The following is a 25,329-nucleotide window of genomic DNA, read 5'->3' on the forward strand; positions in this document are numbered from 1 at the left end:
TATGATAAAATTACTATATTCTCAGGTTGGGTTAAAGGAGTTTTTTATGAAGAAAATCATTCACAAAATAACATTATTAATTTGCGTTCATTGTATTATACCAATAATTTCAGTAGCTTCTCAAGATGAATATGAACTTTTGTCAATTCATCCAAGTGATTCGACAGCGTTCACACAAGGCTTTGAATTAAATGAAGCAGGCGAATTATTGCTAGGAACAGGTTTGTACGGTGAATCAAAGATAGGTTATTTAGATTTAGACACAGGTCATTATGATGTCGTTGATCAATTAGATAAAGAATTGTTCGGGGAAGGTCTGACAGTTACTTCAGATGCAATGTGGCAACTGACATGGCGTAGTGGCGTGGCATTTAAAAGAGATAAAGATACTTTAAAAATAATTGATACCGTAGATTATGAAGGCGAAGGCTGGGGATTAGCTTATGACGACCAAGAAGATGTCATTTGGATGTCAGATGGAACGAGTGTCCTTGAACAAAGAGATCCTAGCACCTTTGAAGTGATTGATACAATTGATGTGACTTATAATGATCAATTAATAGAAGAAATCAATGAGTTGGAATTTGCTAACGGATATATTTATGCAAATGTATGGTATACTAATGAAATCATTGTCATCGATCCAAAAACGGGTATCGTAACATATAAGTATGACCTGACTGAAGTTCTCGAAGAGAATTTGACAGACCAAGAGTTGGATGAAGTAGACTCCCTTAATGGAATTGCTCATATTGAAGGCAATCAGTTTTATATTACGGGGAAACTGTATCCGGTTATTTTTGAGATAGAATTAAAGCATTAATAGAAAGGAAATATTATGACAGAACCAGCAATTAGATACGAATTAATTAAAGAAGAGAAAAATACAGGCGCGCGATTAGGTATTTTACATACACCTCATGGAAGTTTTGAAACACCCATATATATGCCCGTTGGTACATTGGCAACGGTCAAAGGTTTATCACCGGAAGAATTAAAAGATATGGGTGCAGAAATTGTCTTAAGTAACACATATCATCTTTGGTTAAGACCTGGAGAAGAGATTGTTGAAGAGGCAGGGGGCTTACACAAGTTCATGAACTGGGACCGTGGAGTCTTAACAGATTCTGGTGGTTTCCAAGTTTTCTCACTGAGTGATATGCGAAAAATTGAAGAAGAGGGCGTGCATTTTAGAAATCATATTAGTGGAGAGAAATTATTCTTAACACCTGAAAAAGCAATTCAAATCGAAAATGCTCTTGGAGCAGATATTATTATGAGTTTCGACGAATGTCCGGACTTCCATCACAGTTATGACTATGTTAAAAATTCGATTAACCGAACAACTCGTTGGGCTGAGCGTGGACTTAAAGCACATCAACGACCAGAAGACCAAGCTTTATTCGGTATCGTTCAAGGTGCGGGTTATAAAGATTTACGTATTCAACACGCTAGAGATCTTGTATCACTTGATTTCCCTGGATATTCTATTGGTGGATTATCTGTAGGTGAAACAAAAGAGGAAATGAATAGTGTCTTAGATTATTTAACTCCAGAATTACCTAAAGATAAACCTCGTTACTTAATGGGAGTTGGCTCACCGGATGCTTTAATTGACGGTGTTATACGTGGGGTTGATATGTTTGACTGTGTTCTTGCAACACGTATCGCAAGAAACGGAACTTGTATGACAAGTAATGGACGTTTAGTTGTGAAAAACGCTCAGTATGCTCGCGATTTCAGACCGATTGATGAGAATTGTGATTGCTATACTTGCCGCAATTATACGCGTGCTTATGTAAGACATTTAATTAAGACAGATGAATTGTTTGGCATGCGATTAGCGTCGATTCATAATGTTTACTTTTTATTAGAATTAATGCGAAATGTTAGAAAAGCGATCATGGACGACCAATTACTTGAATTTAGAGAAGATTTCTTCGAAAAATACGGATATAACAAACCGAACGCAAAAAACTTCTAGATAGTGGCTAATTGTCTGAATTTTTGATACACTGTCTTTATGCTTAAAAAATGAAAGGATGACAAACGTTAATGGAATTTATTCTAAGTTTTATGCCGTTTATAGCTTTATTCGCAGTAATGTACTTCATGCTAATAAGACCACAAAAGAAACAGGCACAGAAAAAACAAGAGATGTTAAATGACATGAAACCAGGTGACGCAGTAGTGACTATCGGAGGGCTTCATGGTGTTGTAGATGAAGTGAGCCAAAGTAGTCAAACAGTCGTACTTGATTGTGAAGGTGTATATTTAACATTTACATTAGGTGCTATTGCAACTGTTACTCAAGGTGGTAATATTGTAAATCGTCAAGACGAAATTGAAGTAGCGAACGATATTGCTCACGAAGAAAATCGAGAAGACATTGCTGAAGAAAGCGATGAAACTGAAAGCACTCTTTAATTTCAATAAAGCTCTAAGAATTCCTGTATAAGGGATTTCTTGGAGCATTTTTTTGTCAATAAATAAAGTTATCTTCAAATGATACTTAAACATTAGAGATTGATTTTACGAACAAGTGTTTGTATAATATATACAATAAAGTGAGGTGAGTTGCGTGCAATATGGTATTTTATCTTTTGATGAAGTTGAACCCGATATATCAAGAAAAATTCTCCATGTCGACATGGATGCCTTTTATGCCAGTGTTGAAGTGAGAGATAACCCTAAATTAAAGAATAAGCCTGTTGTTATAGCAAAGCATCCCAAACTTACCGGTGGACGAGGGATTGTATCAACCTGTAATTACGAAGCAAGAAAGTATGGCATTCACTCTGCAATGTCTGCTCAAGAAGCCTATATGCGTTGTCCTAAAGCTGTCTTTATCCAAGGAGATTTAAATTACTATCGTGAAATATCGATGCAAATTAGAGAAATCTTTAATGAATATACGGATTTAATTGAGCCTGTATCCCTAGATGAGGCTTATTTGGATGTAACGAATAATAAAAAGAATATGAAGAGTGCGACAATCATGGCTATGGAGATAAAGGAAGAAGTTTACCGCCGAACGCGTTTAACTTGTTCTGTGGGGATTTCTTATAATAAATTCATCGCAAAAATTGCCTCAGACTATAATAAACCTAACGGAATCACCTTAGTTGAACCCAAAGATGCTGTTCAATTCTTAAAAGAATTAAGTATCGATAAATTTCATGGAGTAGGGAAGAAGTCACTCCCGAATTTCCATGATATGGGAATTTTTACTGGGAAAGATTTATACGAAAAGTCACTCGATGAATTAATTGATAACTTTGGTAAAATGGGCTATTCCTTATATTTTAAAGTGCGAGGCGTTCATAATACACCTGTGAATAATAAGCGCGAACGAAAATCAATTGGAAGAGAAAGAACCTTCTCGGTATTTCTTGAATTAGAGTCTCAAGTAGTAGATAATATAGTTAAATTGATACACCAGGTGGACAATCGACATCATATTTCTGATATGAGAGCACATACGATTACTTTGAAAATTCGATACGATAATTTTGAGACAATTACTCGACAAATTCAATCCATTGAAACGATTGAATCTCTTGAAAAAAGTATAGAATTAGCTAAGGAAATTTGGAAAGAGCATGGACATCTTGACCGGACCATTCGATTATTAGGTGTGACTTTTTCAAATTTCGACCACCCTTTATATACATCAATTAAACTTGACTTAGACTAGGAGAATAAATATATGGCATTATTTAGTAATTCAATTTTTCAAGCACTCATTGCAGGGATATTTACTTGGCTTTGTACATTATTTGGCTCTTCTTTTGTTTTTCTTTTTAAAGAAGTGAATGATCGCTTTTTAGCAATTATGCAAGGATTTGCAGCAGGAGTGATGATCGCAGCATCTTTTTGGTCGTTACTAGCACCTGCGTTAGAATATGCTGAATCTAGCTCATCATCGTTACCGGCTTGGTTACCCGTAGCAGTAGGCTTTGTGGTTGGAGGTTTATTTTTAAGACTCCTTGACTACACAGTTCCGCATACGCATTTATCTGAAGACCATGGAGACTCAGATAATAGAAAATTATCGAAGACAATGATGTTATTCTTAGCCGTAACCATACATAATATTCCAGAAGGACTCGCCTTAGGTGTTGCCTTTGCGGCAGCAGGCGTTGGTAATGGTGGAGCAACTTTAACTGGAGCCATTGCATTAGCTATTGGTATCGGTTTACAAAATATACCTGAAGGATCAGCTTTATCATTACCATTATATGCAGATGGAAGAACGAAACGAAAAGCGTTTCAAATGGGACAGTTATCAGCGGTTGTTGAACCAGTTTCAGCTGTTATTGGGGCAGCAGCCGTTCTAGTTGTTCAAGAAATATTACCTTATGCACTTGCTTTCGCAGCTGGATCAATGATCTTTGTGGTTGTTGAGCAATTAATTCCTGAATCACAATCCTCTAACCATACGGATGAAGCAACTTTAGCATTAATTGGTGGTTTTATCCTAATGATGATATTAGATGTGGCCTTAGGTTAATAATTATTTTCAATCTGTAATTAAACTGTTATACTGTAATTATCGATTCACAGTATAACAGTTTTTTATTTATCTGGAGGGATTTAGTGACTACTAAGCATAATCAAATACTACAATATATTGAAACACTTCCCATTGGCAAAAAAATATCCGTTCGAGGAATCGCCAAGCATTTAAATATGAGTGAAGGAACGGCTTACCGAGCAATTAAAGATGCTGAAACACTGGGTATTGTCTCAACAATCGAGAGAGTTGGAACAATACGTATTGAGAAGAAATCAAAGTTTTTACCAGAAATGTTACGCTTTAATGAAATGGTTTCAATAATCGAAGGAACTGTTCTAGGTGGGGAAGAAGGTTTAGATCGTCACCTTAATAAATTCATTATTGGTGCAATGCAAGAAAATGACGTTAAAAAATACTTTGTACCTAATTCACTCATCATCGTGGGAAACAGGGAAGAAGTTCAACAATTGGCGTTAGAGAATGATGTTGCTGTCCTTATTACAGGTGGCTTTGATACGAGTGATAAGATCGTGGAACTTGCTAACGAGAAGAAATTACCAGTTATTTCGACGCCTTTTGATTCATTTACAGTGGCGACGATTATTAACCGTTCTATGGCAGACCAAGAAATAAAGAAAGAAATTATGACTATTGCCGATATCTTTACGCCGATTGATCAAACACCTGCATTAACGGCTCAAGATACTGTGAACACATTCTACGAGCTTTCACGTAAATCTGGACTTTCACGCTTTCCAGTCCATCATAACAGCCGTTTGATCGGAGTTGTGACGGCGAAAGACCTCATAGGGAAATCTGAATCAGTCCTAATTGAAAGAGTCATGACTAAAGATTTAGTGACTGTTCAAAAACACATGACTGTCGCAAGCGTCTCACAACTGATGGTGCGTGAAGATATTGAGATGATTCCTGTTATAGAAGATAATATGGAATTATTAGGCGTTGTCTCACGTCAAGATATTATGCGTGGTATTCAAATGATTCAAAAGCAACCACAAATTGTGAATACTTTTGAAGATGATATTATTATGCATATTGAAGAATATATCTTAAAGACACAAGAACATAAGTATGACTACCGCGTTGTCGTCCAGCCACAAATGTTAAACAGTTTAGGAACGATTTCTTATGGTGTTCTTTGTGAATTAATTTCGCATTCTGCTTATCAAAAATTTTATGACACAACAAATCAAAATCATATTATTGAAAAGATTGATTTGCATTATTTCAAATTAATTCAAATGGGGAATTTAATTCAGTTTAAAGCTGATATTTTCAATCAAAATAGACGAACAGCCCTAATTGAGGTCAATGTTTTCCACGAGAATTCTTTAGTTGCAAAAGCAATTATTACGGCCCAAGTTATTGAAACAAAGTAAATGAGTTATAGAAGGGATAGACTATGTATTTAGAAACTGAGAAAGTACAAGAATTATTAACATACATTAAAAAACATGACACAATTATTATTCATCGACATGTGAGACCCGATCCTGATGCATTTGGTTCACAGCTTGGCTTAAAGTATCTAATTAAGAATGCTTTTGAGAACAAAAAAGTGCTAGCAGCTGGAACGATGTCAAAAGGGTTATCTTGGATGGGTGACATGGACGAGATTGCAGATTCAGATTATGAGGATGCCTTAGTCATTGTTGTTGATACAGCCAATTATCCTAGAATTGAAGATAAGCGGTATAATAAAGGGGCAAAACTTGTAAAAATAGACCATCATCCTGATGTGGATAGTTATGGAGATTTAGAGATGGTTTATACAAAAGCAAGTTCATGTAGTGAAATTATCGCAAATATTTCACTTGAATTGGCAGAGGCGTTACCTCTAACAAAAGAGGCTGCCTTTATGCTATATGCTGGCATTGTCGGGGATACTGGACGTTTTCAATATGATTCGACAAGTGCAACAACACTAACAACAGCAGCGGAGTTACTTAAACAAGGGATTGATCACTTTATTATCAATGACCGATTCAATACAAAATCAATGGAACAAGCGAAATTCCAAGGCTTTGTCTTAGACCAATTAGAAATTACAGACAATGGTGTGGCTCACATCTTAATTAATCAAGCTGATTTAAAACGTTACGGAATTACTGAAGAAGAGTCGAATGTCGCTATCGGAATTCCAGGGAGTATAATGGGTGTAAATACTTGGGCTTTATTCATCGAACAAGAAGGTAGCCATCCATATTGGAGAGTTCGTGTGCGGTCAAAAGGACCAGCAATCAATGAAATAGCGGCTAAATACCATGGTGGAGGTCATCCTAAAGCAAGTGGTGCCTCGGTCTATAGCAAAGAGGAAATGAGTCAATTATTAGAGGATTTAGAGCAAGCAGCGCAAGCATATTTAGATAATATAAGTGAATAGAGAAAAGACCAAGTTGATTTTGAGTCAACTTGGTCTTTTACTTTGTATTTTATTTAATCAAACCAGTCAAAGCCTTGTTTATTAATGAGATCATCAGCAGCTTTTGGCCCACTAGACATCGCTGGATAGTTGGGAAAATCAGGTTTCGGTGCCTCTTTCCATAAGCGCTGAATATTATCAACAAATTTCCAATCATGTGCAACTTCAAGCCAGTGATTAAAGTTATTTAAATTCCCTTGAATACATGCTAAGATTAAACGCTCGTAATCTGCAGGCATTGCGTTAATTTCTTTCTCATCTGGTGAGTATGACAATTCAATTTGTTTTAGTTCATTTGTATAACCGATGGTTTCTTGATTTAAATAAAGTCGATAAGCTAGGTCTGGATTAATTTCGATCATTAATCTATTGCCAGGCACACCTTCTTTAGTTGCTTTAAATTGAACATGAATCGTTGTATATTTTCCATTTAGTCGCTTTCCAGAGCGAATAAAGAATGGTGTACCTTCCCATTCTGGTAAATCAATTAAAACTTTGGCTGCGAAATATGTTTCAGTGGTTGACTCTGCATCTACCTTATCTTCATCACGGTATGCTTTGTACTCATTGGATTCGCTCGCACCATATTGGCCTCGAACGACATTTTCTTGTAATTCAGCAACAGAATCATATTGATGTAGATTTTTTAAGATATGAATTTTTTCTTGACGAATCGACTCAGGCTCATCGTCCTTTGGTTCATTCATAGCAACTAATGAAAGCATTTGAAGTGCATGATTTTGTATCATGTCTTTAGATACACCACTATTTTCATAGTAGTCACCACGATCTTCAACACCAACTTCTTCAGCAAGCGTAATTTGAACATGGTCAATATTCTCTTTATTCCAAATTGACTTTAACATGATGTTACTAAAGCGTAAATTTAGGAGAGACTTAACAAAACCTTTTCCTAAATAATGGTCAATACGGTAAATTTCATTTTCTTCAAATGAAACTTGAAGTTGTTCCTGTAATTCATTGGCTGAATTAAGGTCATTTCCGAATGGTTTTTCGATAATTAATCGGTTATAACCTTGTTCCGTAGCTAAGCCAGAACCTTTAATATGCTGCGTAATTATAGGGAATAGACTAGGCGAGAGCGAGATATAGAAGATTCGATTCCCTTTTGTTTGATACATTTCCTCTAACTCTAAAGCTAATTCTTGTAAATTATGATACTCATCTACATCATTCACATCGTGTGATTGATAATAGAAGTGTGATGCAAATTCTTCAGCATGTGCTTGGTCATCAATTTCATCTTTAATACTGTTTAGGACTACCTCACGCAAATAATCGTCTGTCCAAGGACGACGAGCAGTTCCTATTAAGGCAAAATGTTCCGATATATAATTGTTTTTGTATAATCGATATATTGCTAGATATAACTTACGGGCAGCTAAATCACCCGTAGCTCCGAACAATGTAATGAGTAAACGATGTTTTTCCATGAAATCCCTCCATCTTTAACAACCAATATTATAGCTTAAAAATGACCTAGTTACAATTTAAGGAGACAAAAATCTAATAATCTGTTCATTTTATTTTAATATTACTTTGGTTTGTTTTTCTTTACCGATACTTGTATAATTTGACATGTTAGTAAAAAGTACAGTGAAAGGAGATTATTATGAAATTATTTAAAGAATTACCATTGAAACAATTTATTCAAGATGCGTTATTAGATATTCACTTTGAAACTTTAACGCCAGTTCAAGAAGAAGTGATTCCACAAGCTTTAGATGGACAAAGTTTAATTGTTCAATCCCAAACCGGCTCAGGAAAAACACATAGTTTTTTAGTGCCCATCTTAAACCAAATTGATCCAGATGCAAATGAAGTCCAAGCAGTAGTTACTGCACCAAGTAGAGAATTAGCAGAACAATTGTATAATGTAGCAATTCAAATTGCTGAGTTTTCAGAAAAACCAATCAAAGTCGTGCGTTATATTGGAGGTACTGATAAGCAACGCCAACTTGAAAAATTACAAAATAATGAACAACCTCAATTAGTTATTGGTACTCCGGGGAGAATTTTCGACTTAATGTCTGAAAATGCACTTTGGGTTCAATCAACCAAAACATTCGTTGTTGATGAAGCTGACATGACAATGGATTTAGGATTTTTATCGATAATAGACGAGATTGCCTCAAGAATGCCGGAAGAATTACAAATCATGGTTTTCTCAGCAACAATCCCTCAAACATTAGAAGTGTTCTTAAATAAATATATGACGGCACCAAAAATAATCGAAATCGATAATCAAGGTGTAATCGCTGATATGATTGAGAATTACTTAATCTATACGCGGGGCAGAGATAGAGCGGAGATAGCTTATTCCTTACTAACAATGGGTGAGCCATACTTAGCACTGATCTTCTGTAACACAAAGCAATATGCCGATGAAGTCAGTCATTTCTTAAAAAATAAGGGACTAAAAGTAGCGACGATTCATGGCGGACTGACACCTAGAGAACGTAAAAGAGTAATGCGACAAATTCGTGATCTAGAATTCCAATATGTAGTCGCGACAGATTTAGCTGCCCGTGGTATTGATATTCCAGGAACGTCTATGGTTATTAATATGGAAATTCCTACTGAATTAGATTTCTTTATCCACCGAGTTGGTCGTACCGGACGTAACAATATTAAAGGTGTTGCTTATACTTTAATTGAGCCTGACAATGAACGTGACATTCATACTTTAGAGAAAAAAGGGATTGAATTTGAGTACGTTGACATTGTAAAAGATGAAATTAGAGAAGTTAAAGCTAGAAATGCTCGTGCAAAACGTGAAGACAAAAAGAAAAATGAAGATACTGTGATTAAAGGTATGATTCAACGTAATAAAAAACGTAAAGTAAAACCAGGCTATAAGAAAAAATTAGATCGACAAATCCAATCCCACAAACGAACACAAGCACGTCAAAATAAGCGCAAGAAATAACAAAAAACCAGCTTTCCAATTTTAATGGAAGCTGGTTTTAATTTTGTTAATATTATTTTTCATCATCGTCATCATCATTGTCATCGTTGTCTTGACTATCAGTATCATCTTTAAAGTTTAAATCGATTGTATTGATTTCATCAAGGTTATTCATAATAGTATGAATAAATTTAGTGTGGTTTTTAAAAGCAAGATACAATAGGAATAAAGTAATAGCAGCTAAAGTAAACTGTGTTGGGACGAATCCCGGAATCAGTATAGACATTAACTCCAGTAATAAAATTGGCACAAATGAGATTACAACTGTTAACTTCAGTCTTGCTTTGAAATTAATGGCTCTAGTCAGTCGAACATTAAAGAAACCAGCCATAATACTGATTAATATAATTTGGAACCAGTAAACGAAGAAAGCAGTCACTAGCATTACTACAAACATCATTGTATTAATTGAAAATGATTCTTCAACAATATAATTTAAGAATAATTCAAAGCGATGATTGTTTGCAAACAGATAATCATAACCTGGAATTTCTTGAACAACCTCACCAACAGTTAGAAAGGCGTAATCCTCAATAATAAAGATCCCAATAGGGGATTTAGGCATCAACATTTCTCTTTGTTCAGCTGGAATTTCAGTTTCAAAGCCCATTTCTGTATTGATTGAATCATCAATGACGATTTGCACTGAATCGGATTGATAATAGAGTGGTTTTTCTCCTTCAGCTATATTCAAAGTTCCTTCTGATAAAGAATACTCTGGAATATACTCAACAGCGTTAGAGAAGTCATCTGAAATTTGTGAAAAAACTGGAATAATATTAACGAACATCGCTAGTGTCATTGCTAATATCGAACCAAAAGCAACCAAATGAATATATTTCCACGGCATATTTATCGATTCAATATAATAGCGAGGGTTCTTTAACCCTAGTTTAAGTAAATTAAATATTTTCTTCATTGAACCGTCCTTTACTAATTAAATTCATTAATTTATCTTACCAAAGTCAATTGAATTATCAAGTAAATTTATGACTTTGCATTTCTTTCAATAGTAACTTATTTATATTAAATCAATGTGTACTCAAGTTATTTATGTATGATCTGAATTTAGTCAGTTTCCACGCTGATATTTTTTTGAGAGGTCTTTTTATCCCAATAAATAATACCTACTAAACTGATTATACCAATCAAGCTCAATATGCCTCCAAAGACAATCGAACGAGGGAAGTAAGTTAATTCAACATTATGTTGACCACTCGTCATAGGTATTGCCATTAAAGTATCACTTAATACACTTACCGGTTCAACACTTGTGCCATCCACAGTTATGTCCCAAGCTGCATCATAAGGGATTGTGAATAAGACATAAGCGTCATCTTGTTCAATGGTAATATTTCCTTTGATGTGATTGTGACTAGACTGGATCACATTAAACTTATTATCTTCTTTAGTATCCATCATCTTTTCATAACGCTCTAAGTCAAATTCGTATAATTCAAGTAAATTCGCTTGCAATTCTTCTTCCTCAAGCTCTACATCAAAGTATTGATCTTCAAGAACAGTGTCATAACTGGCGTTGTAAACTTGACGTCTTCTAAAAGGCGAATAGAATCGATAATGATTAGAGTTTAGATCAAAGGAAACATTCTTACTTGAGAACTGACTTGGTATACTAAAGTAGTATGGGTTTCGATTAGTTGTTTCAAAATGCCAACGAATTCTCGGTGTTTGCGCATCGTTATCGGTTGTATCAACATAAGTATAATAATCTCCATCTCCGGTATCCGCTACTTCGACATTTTCATAAGTGACATCCGTAAAGTCATGCTCTGTAAAGTAGGGAGCGCCATTACCGTTATAATCTATAAGACTTAATAATAATTCTTGGTTTTCAATGGGTCTATGGGATGTAAATTCAATTCCATCATTGGCAATATCTGAACTCACTTCCATGCCAATACCAAAGTTTCTTTCGTTTTCGTAAACTTTTACCCTTGAATATTGAGTCGAGATAGGGTGGAATTCCATATCTAAATCAGTGGCTTCTGGATATAAGACATAACCTTCGTCCGCTGTGTGTTCGCTCGAATTCGTCGTTGGGGCTAAGAAATAACGAATATTAAAGAAATCATCTAAGAATAGCGTGCCGTTAGTATAGGTTGCAAAGCCATTACCATCAGGTAAGCCAAGATAACCATATAACTCAGGGACATGCGCTTCGATGGTAGAGCCAAAGTGATCCATACCACTATAGTGTGTATACATCGCTTCGTTTTTAGTACGCATAAATGTTTTGTTTATTCGATAGAAATCATTATTTGGATGACGTAAACCAGCTAAACTTTGGTTAAGTGTTTCAGTATAATCTTCAAATTTCGATTGTTGAACATAATTAATATCTGACATAATAATATACGCATTAATGAATAGTTCGCTAAAGACAAATATTAACAGTATAGAGTTTAGAATGATTTTTTTAGGTTTTTCTAATTGAATAATTATGACAAAGGCCAAGAAGAAAGCCAGAGAAATAAAGATGTTAATATCATTTAAGAAAGTATATTCATCAATCCATAAATAATAACCAGAGAATAAAGCCATCGCAACAATGGCAGTAATTAATACACCAAGCGGGAAACGCTTTGGTTGGTTCTTAAAGGCTTTAATGGCCATTACAAGTAGAAAGAAACTTGTTGTGAACGAGAATCTAAAGTGATACCAAATTGGGAATTGTCCGCCATGCCAAAGTTTATTAAATAAATCAAATCTAAAAGAAAGTGCAAACACTGTAAAAATCAATATCGCAACGATTTTTTCAGACAATTTAATTTTTTTATTAATAAAGAAAAGACCTACAAAGAAGATAACTAACATCCCAGCATAGATATTAGGAGAACCTGAAGACATTTCATCAAAGTTGAAACTACCAACGAATAGTTTTGACGCAATATCTTGAAGTGTATGAGCAACTTCCCAATCTAACTCAAATTCCAAGTAACTTCCTTTGTTTTGGGTTAGAGAGTAATAGGTCGGAATAAGGGTAATTCCAGCTATTAAAGCTGCGATGATTGAATGAATTCCAAATCGGAAGTATGAGACAATCGTTTCCTTAATATTGAATGCAGTTTGTTTTTCGACGATGACAAAGAGTGCATATATTGCTAAGAAAAGACAAATCATATAACCGATATAATAATTCGCAATTAACATAATTGCTAACGAACTAACATAAAGAAAGCGACTCTGTCCACTTATTAATTGATCCAAACCTAAGGCAATAAGCGGTAATAATACTAAGCCATCTAACCACATTATATTTAACTGATACACGATGGTATAACTCATGAAAGTATAGGATAAGCTAAAAATGATTGATGGGAGCGTACTTAAGTCATATTTCTGACGTGAGAAGTACATAAATGTTAAGCTACTTGCCAGTAATTTGAGGTAAGTAATTATCGTTACTGCTATTTCAAAGTTTGACTCGTTAAATAATAAAAAAATCAAATTAAAGGGACTCATCAAGTAGTATGCCCATAAACCTATCATTTCTCCACCGATCGCTTTTTCAAAGCTGTAAAGGAGCATTTCAGGCGAATGGGTAAAAGTTTCTTTATACATACTAAAGAAATCAATATATTGTTGACCTAAATCAACAGTAAGCATTGTATCTTTACCAAAAGGCGCAAATTGAAAAATTATTGCAAGCCCGATAAAGAAAATCGATACAAATAAAGTATTTAATAAATACGGTTTCAGTTTATTTATCATTTTGTGTCTCCTAACGAAATTAATAATCCTATCATATATTAACAAAGAAAAATTTGGTAATCATCTATTTAGTGTGTAAAATTTATGAAGATAAATTAAAGATTGATGTTAATCTTTGGGTTTGATACAATTTTGATTAATTGTTTGATATAATAATCAGGTGAATTTAAACTATTTAGAGGGGAGAAGATAAATGGCACGTTACAAAATAAAGCAAAAGAAAACACGTTCGCATATACCTGGACGATTGAATCTCTTGTTTTTTATTTCGTTTTTGGTGTTTACTGTGTTATTTATTCGATTAGGATATATTCAATTATATAGTGGTGAACGTTACTCCAATATGGTAGAACGAACCGAATCAACGTTATCAACTGGTTCAGTACCCAGAGGGATGATGTACGATAGTAATGGGAATATTTTAGTGGGTAATAGACCAGAGCAAGCCATTCTTTATACACGTGATCGTGATTCAAGAGTGTCGGCTCAAGATATAGTAGATATTGCAACACAACTTGCTTCATTAATTGAAGTTCCAACGTCTAATTTAACTGAACGTGATTTAAAAGATTACTTCATTATTAAGAATGAAGACTTAGTTAATAGTCGTTTAACAGAAGAAGAATTATTACTACCTGGATCTGAGTTGTATAGTGTCCAATTGGAATACGTTACGGATGAAGATATTCAATTTAGTAACGCAGAAATGAAGATTGCGGTATTATTTAAACAAATGAATAGTGCCTATGCATTATCAACTGTTACAGTTAAGAATCAAAATGTGACAGAAGAAGAGGTTGCACGTGTATCTGAACAATTAAGCCAATTGCCTGGTATTAGTATTGGGACAGATTGGCAACGTGTATATCCAATGGGAGAAATGCTTAGATCGATCTTCGGTCAAGTTTCAACTGAACAGGGCGGTATACCAAGTGAATTAGCTCCAGAGTTACTTCGTCGTGGTTATGCTATGAATGACCGTGTTGGAATGAGTTATCTTGAACAAGAATATGAGAATGCCCTAAAAGGTACAAAATCATTATTTAACTTTGTGACAGATTCTTCAGATGATATCTTAGAAAATGATATGTTATATAAAGGAACTAAAGGGGATAATCTGGTTCTGACAATCAATTCTGAATTCCAAAGGAAACTAGATGAAATTGCTGAAAATTCATTGAGAACGATGGAACAACAAGGTCTGAATGACCGTGTGTACATCGTTGCATCAAATCCAAAAAACGGGGATATCTTAGGTATCTCGGGAAAACGATTTGAATACAATGAAGATACAGATTCTTATAATACGGACAAAATCGTTGATGACACACTTGGAGCGATTAATACTAGTTATGGTATGGGGTCAAGTATAAAACCTGCCATGGTAGCTACAGGTTACATGGAAAATGTTATCTCTTTAGATAATAATATCCTAGTGGATGAGCCGTTGAAATTCCAAGCCTCACAAGAAAAAACATCAGTATTTAACCGTACTGGCGAAATGCCAATTGATGATATTGAAGCTTTACAAAAATCATCGAATATTTATATGATTAAATTAGCGATGATGATTGGTGGGCAGACGACTTATGAAGAAAATGACCGCTTATCTATTGATGATAATACAATCAATATCATACGTGATTATTTAGCTCAGTTTGGTTTAGGAACAACTACCGGAATTGACTTGCCTGTTGAATCAGCTGGATTTAGTCCAGAAAGTGATCAACTTGTAAGTGCACTTGATTTATCCTATGGACAATTTGACCTGTATACACCTTTACAATTAGGACAATACGCAGCAACAATCGCTAATGGCGGTATACGTTATGCACCTAGACTAGTTAAAGAAATACGTGGAACGGATGCGAATGGAGAATTAGGTTCTGTGAAATCATCGAATGAAACTGAAATCATGAATGTCATACCGATTGATGAAGCAGCGATGGAGCGAATTCATGAAGGGATGAGACAAGTATCGCATACACTTGACGGCACTGCGCGTTATCTATTCATGAATTACCCAATTGAAGTTGGATCTAAGACAGGGACTACAGAGGCATTCTATTCTGGCCCAATCCAATATGCACAAAATCAACCGGTAACTAACGCGACATATATTGGTTTTGCACCATTTGATGATCCAGAGATTGCTATTTCAGTAGTTATTCCATATTTAGAAGAAGAGAACTGGGGACGTGAAAGTACTCGTGTTGCCCACCAAGTTATGAACGCTTATTTCAAAATGCAAGCTGAAACAAATGGGACAATTGAAACATACTTAGATAGTTCAGCTGCTCAAGAAATTAACTAATAGAAACACACCCACTTTCTAAATGGAAGTGGGTGTTTCTTTGTACAAAAAAAGCTTTGTGGGTAAAATTTAATCCACAAAGCTAAATTCTTTATATTAATAGTAGTAATATGCTCCGTCTGTAATTATTGAAGCGATATCGTGAATACTCATATCAGAATTCAATTCAAAATCTCCGGCTTGGATCACAGCATTTAAATCCCACTCATCTAATAAGCTTTGGAATTCGTCAGCTGAGTCAATAAATCCGTCTGATTCTAGTCGAGCAGCAATTTCACTAGATGCTTCGCCTGAAGCAATCGTGAAGCTGCCTTCTAAGTCTGGTTGAGCTTCGGTTACTTCACCTGTTTCTGAATCTGAATTATCAGCTTCAGTATCTGTGTCAGTACCAATGTCCGTTGTCTCTGTATCAGATTCATCGTTATTTGTTTCCGTGCCAGTATTATCAAGTTGAGCAACAAGTGATTCGTTAGCTTCTTTTAAGCTGCTTATCTGTTCTTGCGCAGATGATTCGTCTTGATTACCTCCAGAAGATAGTGATTCATTTAATGAATCACGCTCTGCAACTAAAGAGCTAATTTGTTCTTCATATTGACTTATCTGCTCTTGATTGCCAGAGCCGAGTAGAGAATTTACTTGTAACCCTTCAACTGGCGCTTGACCTTGAACAAAAATGGCGAAAGCACCAGATAAAATGCCGGCAGAAAGAAATCCGATACCTAATGAACGTAATGTATTTTTTTTCATCGAATGTTCCTTTCTAACGATTTTCAATATAATCGTCAATAACTTTTTGAATCGTTACTGAGTTCAATTGAACTTCTTGACTGATTTCATGCATTGTATAACCTTGAGAGTAAAGACGGATAATCATTTCATGTTGATTATCTGAAACTTCTTCTACCCCTTGTGATTCTACAGGTTCGTCATCGTATACTTCATCAGTTGTACTGTATACAACTGTTTCGTTATATGGTGTGTTTTGAGTTTTTTCAAGTTCAGCCAATCGAGTTTTGATTGCGTATAACTCTTCTGATTGTTGAACTGAATATTCATTCATTTGCTCAGTAACATCTTGGTCATCTCCTGCGAAGAATGAAGCAATTAATAAGATAATTGCAATGACTAATAAGGCAATGACTAAAATCCAAATGTCCATAAAGCACCTCTTTCCGTGAGTTTGTATTCTTACTTCATACAATTTTATCAAATCTGCAACAAGATTCAACTATAAGCATGTTACAGATTCGTAATAATTTAAATTCATTTTACCAACATGTAAGGAAAAGAGCAAAATATAAAGAGTTTTTGAAAATAATATTTGTTACTTGCGCAATTTGTGATATAATATTTTGGTATTGTATAGAGAATACATAAAAAATAAAAACTCAATCAAGTTTGGAGGGATAATAATGCGCATTAATATTAATTTAGAATGTACTGAGTGTGGAGAACGTAATTACTTAACAAATAAAAACCGTCGTAACAACCCTGATCGTTTAGAGAAAAATAAATATTGCCCTCGTGATCGCAAAGTTACACTTCACAGAGAAGTTAAAAAATAAGTCTATATAACAAGATACAGAGATTCTTTGAGAAATCGAGGATCTCTGTATTTTTTTGCTTGTATTTTAATCCATTAAAAACAACATGTAATTTACTGAATTACTATGGTCTACTAGGGGTAAACTATGGTAGAATACATGAGTGCATAGGAGGAGAGCGGATACAAATGAGAGATAATATAAGCGAAAAAGTAAAAATTCGGCGTTCAACGCTCACTTCTCTGAAGGCTATGGATGCGAATCATCGCAAGAAGCTAGAAGCCAATTTATGCGAGCAATTAATCAATTATATAAATGCTAATCATTTTCAATCGATTGGTTTTTATTACGGTTTTCATCCTGAAATAAACACGCCATTAATTATGGAAGAGATATTTAAATTAACAAATAGTTCATTATATTTGCCTAGAATAGAAGCTAATTATCAATTAAGCTTTCGTCAATATCAAGACGAAACTCAATTAGAAACGGTTCAAAGAAAAATCAGACAACCGAAAAGTGACGCAAAAAGCATTAATATAGAAGAGATTGATTTATTAATCGTCCCAGGCGTTTCATATCAAGAGAATGGCTATCGGATTGGTTTTGGAGGGGGCTATTATGATAGAGCCCTTGCAGGTGTTAATATCGAAACCGTGTCACTCATCTTTAATGAACAACTTTATCCTAATGGGTCATGGAAGGTTGAGGCGCACGATATTCCGATTAAAAAGCTGATTATTCCAGAAAAAGGAGAATTTGATGAGCAATCAATTTAAAGTGTATAATCAAAAGCAATATAGACCATTCATGACATATACCTTTTTAGGTATAAATGTCGCTGTCTATGTATTTATGCTTTTAAAGTATAATACAACAACGGATATTATGGCATTACTTGAGATGGGGGCCAACTTTTCACCTGCGGTGATCATCTTTAATGAATGGTGGCGACTAGTAACTGCGGCCTTCATCCATATCGGTTTTTCACATATTTTAATGAATGGAATTTCATTGTATTTTTTAGGTATGGATTTAGAAAAGATACACGGTCATGGTAAATTTGCGTTAATTTACTTAATTTCGGCGATTGGGGGAAACTTATTTTCCTTTGCATTTAACGTGAATGTTTCTGCGGGGGCATCCACGGCAATATTTGGGATGTTTGCCAGTTATTTAGTGTTAGCTTATTTAAACCCTGATTCACCCATATTTAAACAAAGGGCGAGAACATTCACAGTTTTACTATTATTGAATTTCTTGAATGGTTTATTTACATCAGGAATTGATAATTGGGGTCATCTTGGTGGGGCGATATTTGGTGCTTTAATAACGTTTGCGGTTGGTTTTGGATCCAAGCGAACATTAATAAAGACAAAGCGACTACTAGCTATTTTAGTTATGCTCGTGATCGCACTAATATTAGTATTTATCGGTCGTAATCAGGTTTTAAGTTAATATTTTAAATAAATGATAATAAATGAAAATAGAGGAGTCAGGTAGGAAATGAATATTTTATTATTTCTTTTAGCGTTAATCGCTATTGGTTTAGTTGCTTATGGGATTTATTTGTTAGTATTATGGGTGATGCGTAAACAATCCGCAGAAATGGCTGAAAGTCATGAAATTAGAGAAAACATCCGTAAAGTTCAAATTATTGATGTTAGAGAAACACCAGAATTTAATGCTAAACATATCTTAGGAGCAAGAAGTATACCGATGTCACAGTTTAAGCAAAGATTTAGAGAAATCCGTAAGGACAAACCTGTGTATTTATATGATGATGCATTGAATTATGCTTCAAGAGCAGCCAATATCTTAAAAAAAGAAGGCTATGATAAGATTTATATCTTAAAAGGTGGCTTTTCTAGTTGGACAGGGAAAGTTAAATCAGAATTATAATAGGTTTAATAACAAAAGACACGCGACATCCGAAAAGATGTGACGTGTCTTTTGTTTTAGTTAAATGTAGATAAGCTAACCATTAAACTTATAACAACTGAAGCTAGCATAATTAATACCATTGCAATTGCGACAAATTTAACAATACGATCCATCTTTGACTTTTTACCTTTATTCGATTGAGCTGCAAGTTTATTCCAATTTCTTTTTTTCGATTTAGCCATGTTTGCATATCCCTCACTTTTGTAGCCATTATTATAATTGTAAATATAAAAAACGTCAAATCAATCGTACAGAACAATTATGAATAGACTATAAATAAGTATTGAATAATATATTTCTCATCAAATATTTAAATATAGATGTAAACCTTTAATATTCTAATGATATTTGCTAAAATAGTAAAGGAATCATAAGGAGGCAAATAAACATGACAAAACAACAAATAGGTGTAGTGGGTATGGCCGTAATGGGTCGTAATATCGCATTAAATATTGAAAGCCGGGGCTACTCTGTATCACTTTATAACCGTACAGATTGGAAAACAACAGAGGTTGTTGACGAAAATTCAGATAAGAATTTAGTGGCAACATATGACATTGAAGAATTCGTTAATTCATTAGAAAAACCACGTAAAATTTTATTAATGGTTCAAGCTGGTAAAGGTACAGACGCAACGATTGAAAATTTATTACCTCATTTAGATAAAGACGATATTTTAATTGATGGTGGGAATACGTTCTATAAGGATACAATTCGTCGTAATGAATATTTAGCAGATTCAGGCATTAACTTTATTGGTGCAGGAATTTCTGGTGGTGAAGAAGGGGCACGTTTTGGACCGTCAATCATGCCAGGTGGCCAAGAAGAAGCTTATGCTTTAGTCAAAGATATCTTAGAAGCAATCTCAGCTAAAGCTGAAGATGGACAACCATGTGTAACATACATTGGTGCTGATGGTGCAGGACACTATGTGAAGATGGTTCATAATGGAATTGAATATGGAGATATGCAATTAATTGCTGAATCATATGACATTATGCACCGCGGTCTAGGTATGACTGCTCAAGAAATTGGTGATATCTTTACTGAATGGAATAATGGCGAGTTAGATAGTTTCTTAATGGAAATTACATCACATATTCTAAAAACTACGGATCCAGAAACTGGTAAAGCTATGGTCGAAGTGATTATGGACCGTGCAGGAAACAAAGGGACAGGTAAATGGACTTCACAAAGTGCACTAGACTTAGGTGAGCCATTATCATTAATTACTGAATCTGTATTTGCTCGTTTCATCTCTGCTCAAAAAGAGGAACGTGTCAAAGCAAGTAAGATTATTCCAGCGATTGAAGCAGAAATGGAAGTAACCGAAGATGAGAAGAAAGACTTTATCGAATCGATTCGTAAAGCACTATACTTCAGTAAAATCATGAGTTATGCTCAAGGATTTGCTCAATTACGTGCAGCAAGTGAAGAAAATGAATGGAACTTACCATACGGTGAAATCGCTAAGATCTGGCGTGAAGGATGTATTATCCGTGCTAAATTCTTACAAAACATTACTGATGCGTACGAAAAAAATGCAGACTTACAAAACTTAATGTTAGATGATTACTTCTTAAACATTGTAACGAAAAATAACAGTGCCGTAAGAGGGGTAGTTTCTAAAGCAATTGCAGCAGGAATTCCAGTACCAACATTCTCAGCAGCTATTGCATATTACGATTCATATCGTTCAGAAGTTTTACCTGCGAATATTATTCAAGCACAACGTGACTTCTTCGGTGCGCACACATATAACCGTGTGGACAAAGAAGGAACATTCCACTTCTTATGGAACGAAGGTAAAGAAGTAGAAATCGATTGGTAATATTTTTCATTACAAATTAATATAACGTGAGATTTCGACTGTAAACATTAGCTTTACGGTCGATTTTTCTTCTAAAGTATGAAATATAACATTTCAATTCAACTCAGGGCATATTAATAATACTAAAAAAAATTGAGAAAATATTCTAATTATATTAGAATAAATCACTTAATTAGTAGCAATATGCGATAATATTGTGTAGAATTGATAAGGAAGATATTAGAATATGTTAAGGAGGATAATGAATGAGTGAAGAAAATAAACAACGTGTACTAATTATTGAAGACGAAAAAAACTTAGCTCGCTTCGTTGACTTAGAATTAAAACACGAAGGCTATGAAACTGAGATTAGATATGATGGTCGTAGTGGACTAGATGCTGCATTAAATGAGGATTGGGATGTCATCCTATTAGATTTAATGTTACCAGAATTAAACGGTCTAGAAGTTTGCCGTCGTATTCGTCCGGTTAAAGATACACCAATCATTATTATGACAGCAAGAGATTCGGTTATTGACCGTGTTTCTGGTTTAGACCAAGGGGCAGATGATTATATTGTTAAGCCTTTTGCAATTGAAGAATTATTAGCACGTTTACGTGCATTATTCCGTCGTTTAGATCATGAAGATGAGCAACGTGCACAACAACAACCAACGGTTAAATATCGTGATTTAACGGTAGAGAAGGCCAACCGTATTGTTAAACGTGGTGAAGAAGTCATTGATTTAACTAAACGTGAATATGAATTGTTATTATACTTAATGGAAAACATTAATATGGTAATGTCTCGTGACGTACTTTTAGATAAAGTATGGGGTTATAAATCCGAAGTTGAGACAAATGTTGTTGACGTATATATTCGTTATTTACGTAATAAAATTGACGTTCCTGGGCAAGATAGTTATATTCAAACTGTTCGTGGAACAGGATATGTCATGAGAAACTAAGATGGAAACATTTAAAGAAAAAATAAAACAGCCCCTTTCCCTTAAGTGGAAATGGGGAATTTTATTATTTACATTTTTTGCGCCAGTTATCATCATTAGTTTAACTTGGTATCATCAAGATGTAAATGATAATTTAAGTAAGCAAGTTTATGATACGTATCAGAATAAATACGAAAACATTGATGAATATTTTCAGCAATTTACTTTTCCATTTTTGGTGTATAACCAATCTGAAACAACAGCCCGTCCATTATCAGACGAACAATATCAAGTTCAAAGGAATGCTGTAAGCAACTTAGAGTATTTTGAAGATGAATATACGACTATTCGATTGTTCAGTGAATCAAATCAGTTAATTTATGAAACAATGACATTGAACTTACCATCGATTAATCATTCAGATCAATTGCAAGAAGTGCAACATAACGGCGAAACTTTTTTAATGGGTTATAACACCGTGGTTTCTGATTCAACAGGTAAAAAAATTGGTTCGTTCCAGTTGATTGTGAAACCAGAATATTATACAAATATTATTCAACATCAAAATCAATTATTTTGGCGCGTGTTATTATTAATCGTCGTTATTATTGGCGTATTGTCATTTGTTTTAAGTCATCGTTTCCTAAGACCTTTAACTTATCTTAATAACTCATTGGATTTGGTAGAAGAAGAAAACTTATCTGACATTCGGGTTAGAAAACCAGTCTCAGAGGATGAGTGGAGCGATTTAAGTATACACGTGAATAAGTTACTAGATAAAATTGATAAATATGTCACAAACCAAAAGCAATTCGTCGAAGATGTATCACATGAATTAAGAACACCTGTTGCTATTGTTGAAGGTCACTTGAAATTATTAAATCGGTGGGGTAAAGATGATCCCGAAGTTCTTGAAGAATCCATCGCCTCTTCATTACAAGAAATAACGAGAATGAAAGGCTTAGTACAAGAAATGTTAGATCTTTCTCGAGCGGAGAATGTGGATATCGATTATAAAGATGAGATAACAGAAGTCTATTCGACAACCGAGCAAGTATTCAATAACTTTAAAATTATCCACGAAGATTTTGATTTCTATCTTGATTCCGATGATGATGGTGAAAGCTTATATATTCAAGCATTTCGAAATCATATTGAACAAGTTCTTATTATTTTACTGGATAATGCTGTTAAATATAGCCGCGACCGTAAAGAAATTCACGTATCTATCAGTAAGAGTTTTACTAAAGTTGAGATTGCGATACAAGATTTTGGTGAAGGTATGACTGATGATGATAAAGAAAAAGTATTTGGTCGTTTTTATCGAATTGATAAAGCAAGATCACGTGATAAAGGTGGGAATGGTTTAGGCTTAAGTATTGCGAAACAATTAGTTGAAGGGTACAAAGGGGCGATTCGAGTGGAGAGTGTAATTAATCACGGTTCGATATTTTATATTGAATTTCCAATTTTGAATGACACTCGACAAATATATAAGAGTAAGCAAATTGCCGAACGTAAAAAACTATAATGTTTATTCCATAATAAAAAAACGGATATGCGTCTGTTGTGACTTCCTAAGCTAAGGAAGTGCAACAGAATAGCGTATCCGTTTTTTATGTATAAATTTATGTTTTAAAATTGATTAACGTCTTTGTTTACCTTCGTTACGGCGTTTTTTATTGGAAGTATTGACATTGTCTTTTGTCGGTACTAAGCGTTTTGAATCACCTTTGTTCGTATTTTTAGCTTTAATTGCTTTTTTACGAGGTGTACGTTTAACATGTGCATATTTTTCAGCTTCAGCTTCCATTTCTTTTTCAATTCTTGGTCTTACCACTTTATTCATATAAAGTTGTTGGAAGATTGCGAATACTCCACCAGTTAAGAAGTAAATTCCTAATCCAGCAGCAGAGGCATACGTAATCCAACCAATCATTAGCGGGTTCACTAACATCATAGTACGTGAGGTTTGTTGTGCTTGTGGGTTATCAGATTGTGGTGTATTCTTTTGCATCATCCAACCTTGTAATGCATAAAGTAGAACAACACCGATAACAAGCGGAATACTTTGCTCACCTAAGTTAATACCTAAGAAGTTACTCCTTAAGATTTCTGGAGATGAACGAATTGCAGTATACACAGCAGAAATAATTGGCATTTGGATAATTAGAGGTAAACATCCTGCTAAACCACCGAACATATTAATGTCATATTTCTTATATACTTGCATGAGTTCTTGTTGTAATGCTGCTTTTTCATTTTGATCGTTTGTTTCTTCCATTTCAGCATTGATTTCATCAATCTCAGGCTGAGCGATTTTCATTTTTGATTGACTAATCATTGAATTTTTAGTCATATTTAATGATGATGGCATCATAAGTAATCGTGTGATGATTGTAATAATTATGATTGCTACTCCGTAGCTACCACCGAAAATCCCAGCAAGCCAGTCCATTAGATTGGATGCAGGTCGACCAATATACTCATAAACCCATCCAGAAGGGTTACCAGCACTATCGTAAGAGACACAGCCGGACATAACTAGTATAACAACTGCTAGAAGTCCAATAATTTTTATCCATTTTTGCTTCTTTTTCATCTAAGTTATCACTCCATTAAAATTCATACTCTACTATAATATAGAAAAGAGCTGAAGAATTCAATCAGATTTTCACTATATTTAATTAACAAAAGTTAATATACTACAGAAAAATCATCATAAACTTTATCGAGTTGCAATTCATTGATGGCAACATCTTTAATTTTCATAAAGTGATGTTGAGGTTGCTTGATTTGCTCAACCATCTTGTTCAAGGTATCATCATCGGTTTGAACGATAATTTTCACATCACCGTCAGACAGATTTCTTACATTTCCTTTAACGTCAAGATCTTTTGCAATTTGGCTTACATAATTTCTAAAGCCAACTCCTTGTACGCGTCCTGATACGATTAATTCAGTTGTTTTCATGTAATCACTCCCTTTCTTTTGTTTACATTGTAACACAGAATTTCTAATAAAGAATTCGATATATCCACCATTCAATGCTATAATTAATGATACGTAAAGTTTAGAGAATAGAAG

Annotated in this window: 24 protein-coding genes; 16 read left to right on the plus strand and 8 right to left on the minus strand. The window is 34.4% G+C overall.

Annotated elements, in window-relative coordinates; genetic code table 11:
• The first annotated feature begins 46 nt into the window (after positions 1-46).
• From HW423_RS04405 to HW423_RS04435, 7 genes are all read left to right on the plus strand, one after another.
• Positions 47-823: a glutaminyl-peptide cyclotransferase gene (locus HW423_RS04405; protein WP_218930729.1), complete on the plus strand. Its 777-nt coding sequence runs from the start codon at positions 47-49 to the stop codon at positions 821-823.
• 15 nt (positions 824-838) lie between these two features.
• Positions 839-1,984, plus strand: coding sequence for a tRNA guanosine(34) transglycosylase Tgt (gene tgt / locus HW423_RS04410; protein WP_218930730.1), 1,146 nt, complete (start codon positions 839-841; stop codon positions 1,982-1,984).
• Positions 1,985-2,055: 71 nt separating this feature from the next.
• Positions 2,056-2,427, plus strand: a complete 372-nt coding sequence (gene yajC / locus HW423_RS04415; protein ID WP_218930731.1) for a preprotein translocase subunit YajC — start codon at positions 2,056-2,058, stop codon at positions 2,425-2,427.
• A gap of 223 nt (positions 2,428-2,650) precedes the next feature.
• On the plus strand, positions 2,651-3,697 hold the full coding sequence (gene dinB, locus HW423_RS04420; RefSeq protein ID WP_235956294.1) for a DNA polymerase IV: 1,047 nt from the start codon (positions 2,651-2,653) through the stop codon (positions 3,695-3,697).
• 12 nt (positions 3,698-3,709) lie between these two features.
• Positions 3,710-4,513, plus strand: a complete 804-nt coding sequence (locus HW423_RS04425; protein ID WP_218930733.1) for a ZIP family metal transporter — start codon at positions 3,710-3,712, stop codon at positions 4,511-4,513.
• A gap of 86 nt (positions 4,514-4,599) precedes the next feature.
• Positions 4,600-5,919, plus strand: a complete 1,320-nt coding sequence (locus HW423_RS04430) for a DRTGG domain-containing protein (protein ID WP_218930734.1) — start codon at positions 4,600-4,602, stop codon at positions 5,917-5,919.
• 23 nt (positions 5,920-5,942) lie between these two features.
• A complete protein-coding gene (locus HW423_RS04435; RefSeq protein WP_218930735.1) occupies positions 5,943-6,923 on the plus strand; it encodes a DHH family phosphoesterase in 981 nt (326 codons plus the stop codon).
• Between the two features lie 53 nt (positions 6,924-6,976).
• Here HW423_RS04435 and zwf read toward each other — a convergent pair whose 3' ends face one another.
• Positions 6,977-8,416 (minus strand): glucose-6-phosphate dehydrogenase, encoded by a 1,440-nt coding sequence (zwf, locus tag HW423_RS04440; protein WP_218930736.1) that lies wholly within the window; start codon positions 8,414-8,416, stop codon positions 6,977-6,979.
• A 179-nt stretch (positions 8,417-8,595) separates the two neighbouring features.
• Between zwf and HW423_RS04445 the strand changes: the two genes are divergently transcribed.
• A complete protein-coding gene (locus HW423_RS04445) occupies positions 8,596-9,912 on the plus strand; it encodes a DEAD/DEAH box helicase (protein ID WP_218930737.1) in 1,317 nt (438 codons plus the stop codon).
• A 52-nt stretch (positions 9,913-9,964) separates the two neighbouring features.
• Here the strand turns inward: HW423_RS04445 and HW423_RS04450 are convergent, their stop codons facing one another.
• Together HW423_RS04450 and HW423_RS04455 are read right to left on the minus strand one after the other, a co-directional pair.
• The gene (locus tag HW423_RS04450; protein WP_218930738.1) at positions 9,965-10,870 is read right to left on the minus strand and encodes a DUF1189 family protein; all 906 of its coding nucleotides are present in this window, start codon (positions 10,868-10,870) and stop codon (positions 9,965-9,967) included.
• A gap of 149 nt (positions 10,871-11,019) precedes the next feature.
• Entirely contained in the window at positions 11,020-13,683 is a 2,664-nt protein-coding gene (locus HW423_RS04455; protein WP_218930739.1) for a YfhO family protein, read from the minus strand.
• A gap of 193 nt (positions 13,684-13,876) precedes the next feature.
• Here HW423_RS04455 and HW423_RS04460 point away from each other — a divergent pair, with 193 nt between their 5' ends.
• Positions 13,877-15,997 carry a peptidoglycan D,D-transpeptidase FtsI family protein gene (locus HW423_RS04460; RefSeq protein ID WP_218930740.1) on the plus strand — a complete coding sequence of 707 codons (2,121 nt, stop codon included), beginning with the start codon at positions 13,877-13,879 and terminating at the stop codon, positions 15,995-15,997.
• 96 nt (positions 15,998-16,093) lie between these two features.
• On the opposite strand, the gene HW423_RS04465 is transcribed toward HW423_RS04460, so the two are convergent.
• Positions 16,094-16,744, minus strand: coding sequence for an endolytic transglycosylase MltG (locus HW423_RS04465; protein WP_218930741.1), 651 nt, complete (start codon positions 16,742-16,744; stop codon positions 16,094-16,096).
• 13 nt (positions 16,745-16,757) lie between these two features.
• Positions 16,758-17,156: a hypothetical protein gene (locus HW423_RS04470; protein ID WP_218930742.1), complete on the minus strand. Its 399-nt coding sequence runs from the start codon at positions 17,154-17,156 to the stop codon at positions 16,758-16,760.
• A gap of 253 nt (positions 17,157-17,409) precedes the next feature.
• On the opposite strand from HW423_RS04470, the gene rpmG reads away from it, so the two are divergent.
• The 4 genes from rpmG to HW423_RS04490 all read left to right on the plus strand — a co-directional run bounded on the left by rpmG (position 17,410) and on the right by HW423_RS04490 (position 19,443).
• Complete coding sequence (gene rpmG, locus HW423_RS04475) at positions 17,410-17,562, plus strand: 50S ribosomal protein L33 (protein WP_138403678.1); 153 nt, start codon at positions 17,410-17,412, stop codon at positions 17,560-17,562.
• A gap of 167 nt (positions 17,563-17,729) precedes the next feature.
• Positions 17,730-18,320 (plus strand): 5-formyltetrahydrofolate cyclo-ligase, encoded by a 591-nt coding sequence (locus tag HW423_RS04480; RefSeq protein WP_218930743.1) that lies wholly within the window; start codon positions 17,730-17,732, stop codon positions 18,318-18,320.
• Complete coding sequence (locus tag HW423_RS04485; protein ID WP_218930744.1) at positions 18,304-18,999, plus strand: rhomboid family intramembrane serine protease; 696 nt, start codon at positions 18,304-18,306, stop codon at positions 18,997-18,999. The genes HW423_RS04480 and HW423_RS04485 overlap by 17 nt, the downstream gene beginning before the upstream one ends.
• Positions 19,000-19,047: 48 nt before the next feature.
• On the plus strand, positions 19,048-19,443 hold the full coding sequence (locus HW423_RS04490; protein ID WP_218930745.1) for a rhodanese-like domain-containing protein: 396 nt from the start codon (positions 19,048-19,050) through the stop codon (positions 19,441-19,443).
• A gap of 56 nt (positions 19,444-19,499) precedes the next feature.
• Here HW423_RS04490 and HW423_RS04495 read toward each other — a convergent pair whose 3' ends face one another.
• Complete coding sequence (locus HW423_RS04495; RefSeq protein ID WP_218930746.1) at positions 19,500-19,667, minus strand: DUF4044 domain-containing protein; 168 nt, start codon at positions 19,665-19,667, stop codon at positions 19,500-19,502.
• Positions 19,668-19,873: 206 nt separating this feature from the next.
• On the opposite strand from HW423_RS04495, the gene gndA reads away from it, so the two are divergent.
• The 3 genes from gndA (at position 19,874) to HW423_RS04510 (ending at position 23,773) form a co-directional block, all read left to right on the plus strand.
• The gene (gndA, locus tag HW423_RS04500) at positions 19,874-21,316 is read left to right on the plus strand and encodes an NADP-dependent phosphogluconate dehydrogenase (protein WP_218930747.1); all 1,443 of its coding nucleotides are present in this window, start codon (positions 19,874-19,876) and stop codon (positions 21,314-21,316) included.
• A gap of 245 nt (positions 21,317-21,561) precedes the next feature.
• Positions 21,562-22,263, plus strand: a complete 702-nt coding sequence (locus tag HW423_RS04505; RefSeq protein ID WP_138403684.1) for a response regulator transcription factor — start codon at positions 21,562-21,564, stop codon at positions 22,261-22,263.
• 1 nt (position 22,264) lies between these two features.
• Positions 22,265-23,773, plus strand: coding sequence for a sensor histidine kinase (locus HW423_RS04510; RefSeq protein WP_218930748.1), 1,509 nt, complete (start codon positions 22,265-22,267; stop codon positions 23,771-23,773).
• Positions 23,774-23,887: 114 nt separating this feature from the next.
• Here the strand turns inward: HW423_RS04510 and yidC are convergent, their stop codons facing one another.
• Together yidC and HW423_RS04520 are read right to left on the minus strand one after the other, a co-directional pair.
• Positions 23,888-24,844 carry a membrane protein insertase YidC gene (gene yidC / locus HW423_RS04515; RefSeq protein ID WP_218930749.1) on the minus strand — a complete coding sequence of 319 codons (957 nt, stop codon included), beginning with the start codon at positions 24,842-24,844 and terminating at the stop codon, positions 23,888-23,890.
• A gap of 95 nt (positions 24,845-24,939) precedes the next feature.
• The gene (locus HW423_RS04520) at positions 24,940-25,215 is read right to left on the minus strand and encodes an acylphosphatase (protein WP_218930750.1); all 276 of its coding nucleotides are present in this window, start codon (positions 25,213-25,215) and stop codon (positions 24,940-24,942) included.
• Positions 25,216-25,329 lie beyond the last annotated feature (114 nt).

The sequence above is a fragment of the Ruoffia halotolerans genome (assembly GCF_014049385.1).
GTDB lineage: Bacteria > Bacillota > Bacilli > Lactobacillales > Aerococcaceae > Ruoffia > Ruoffia halotolerans.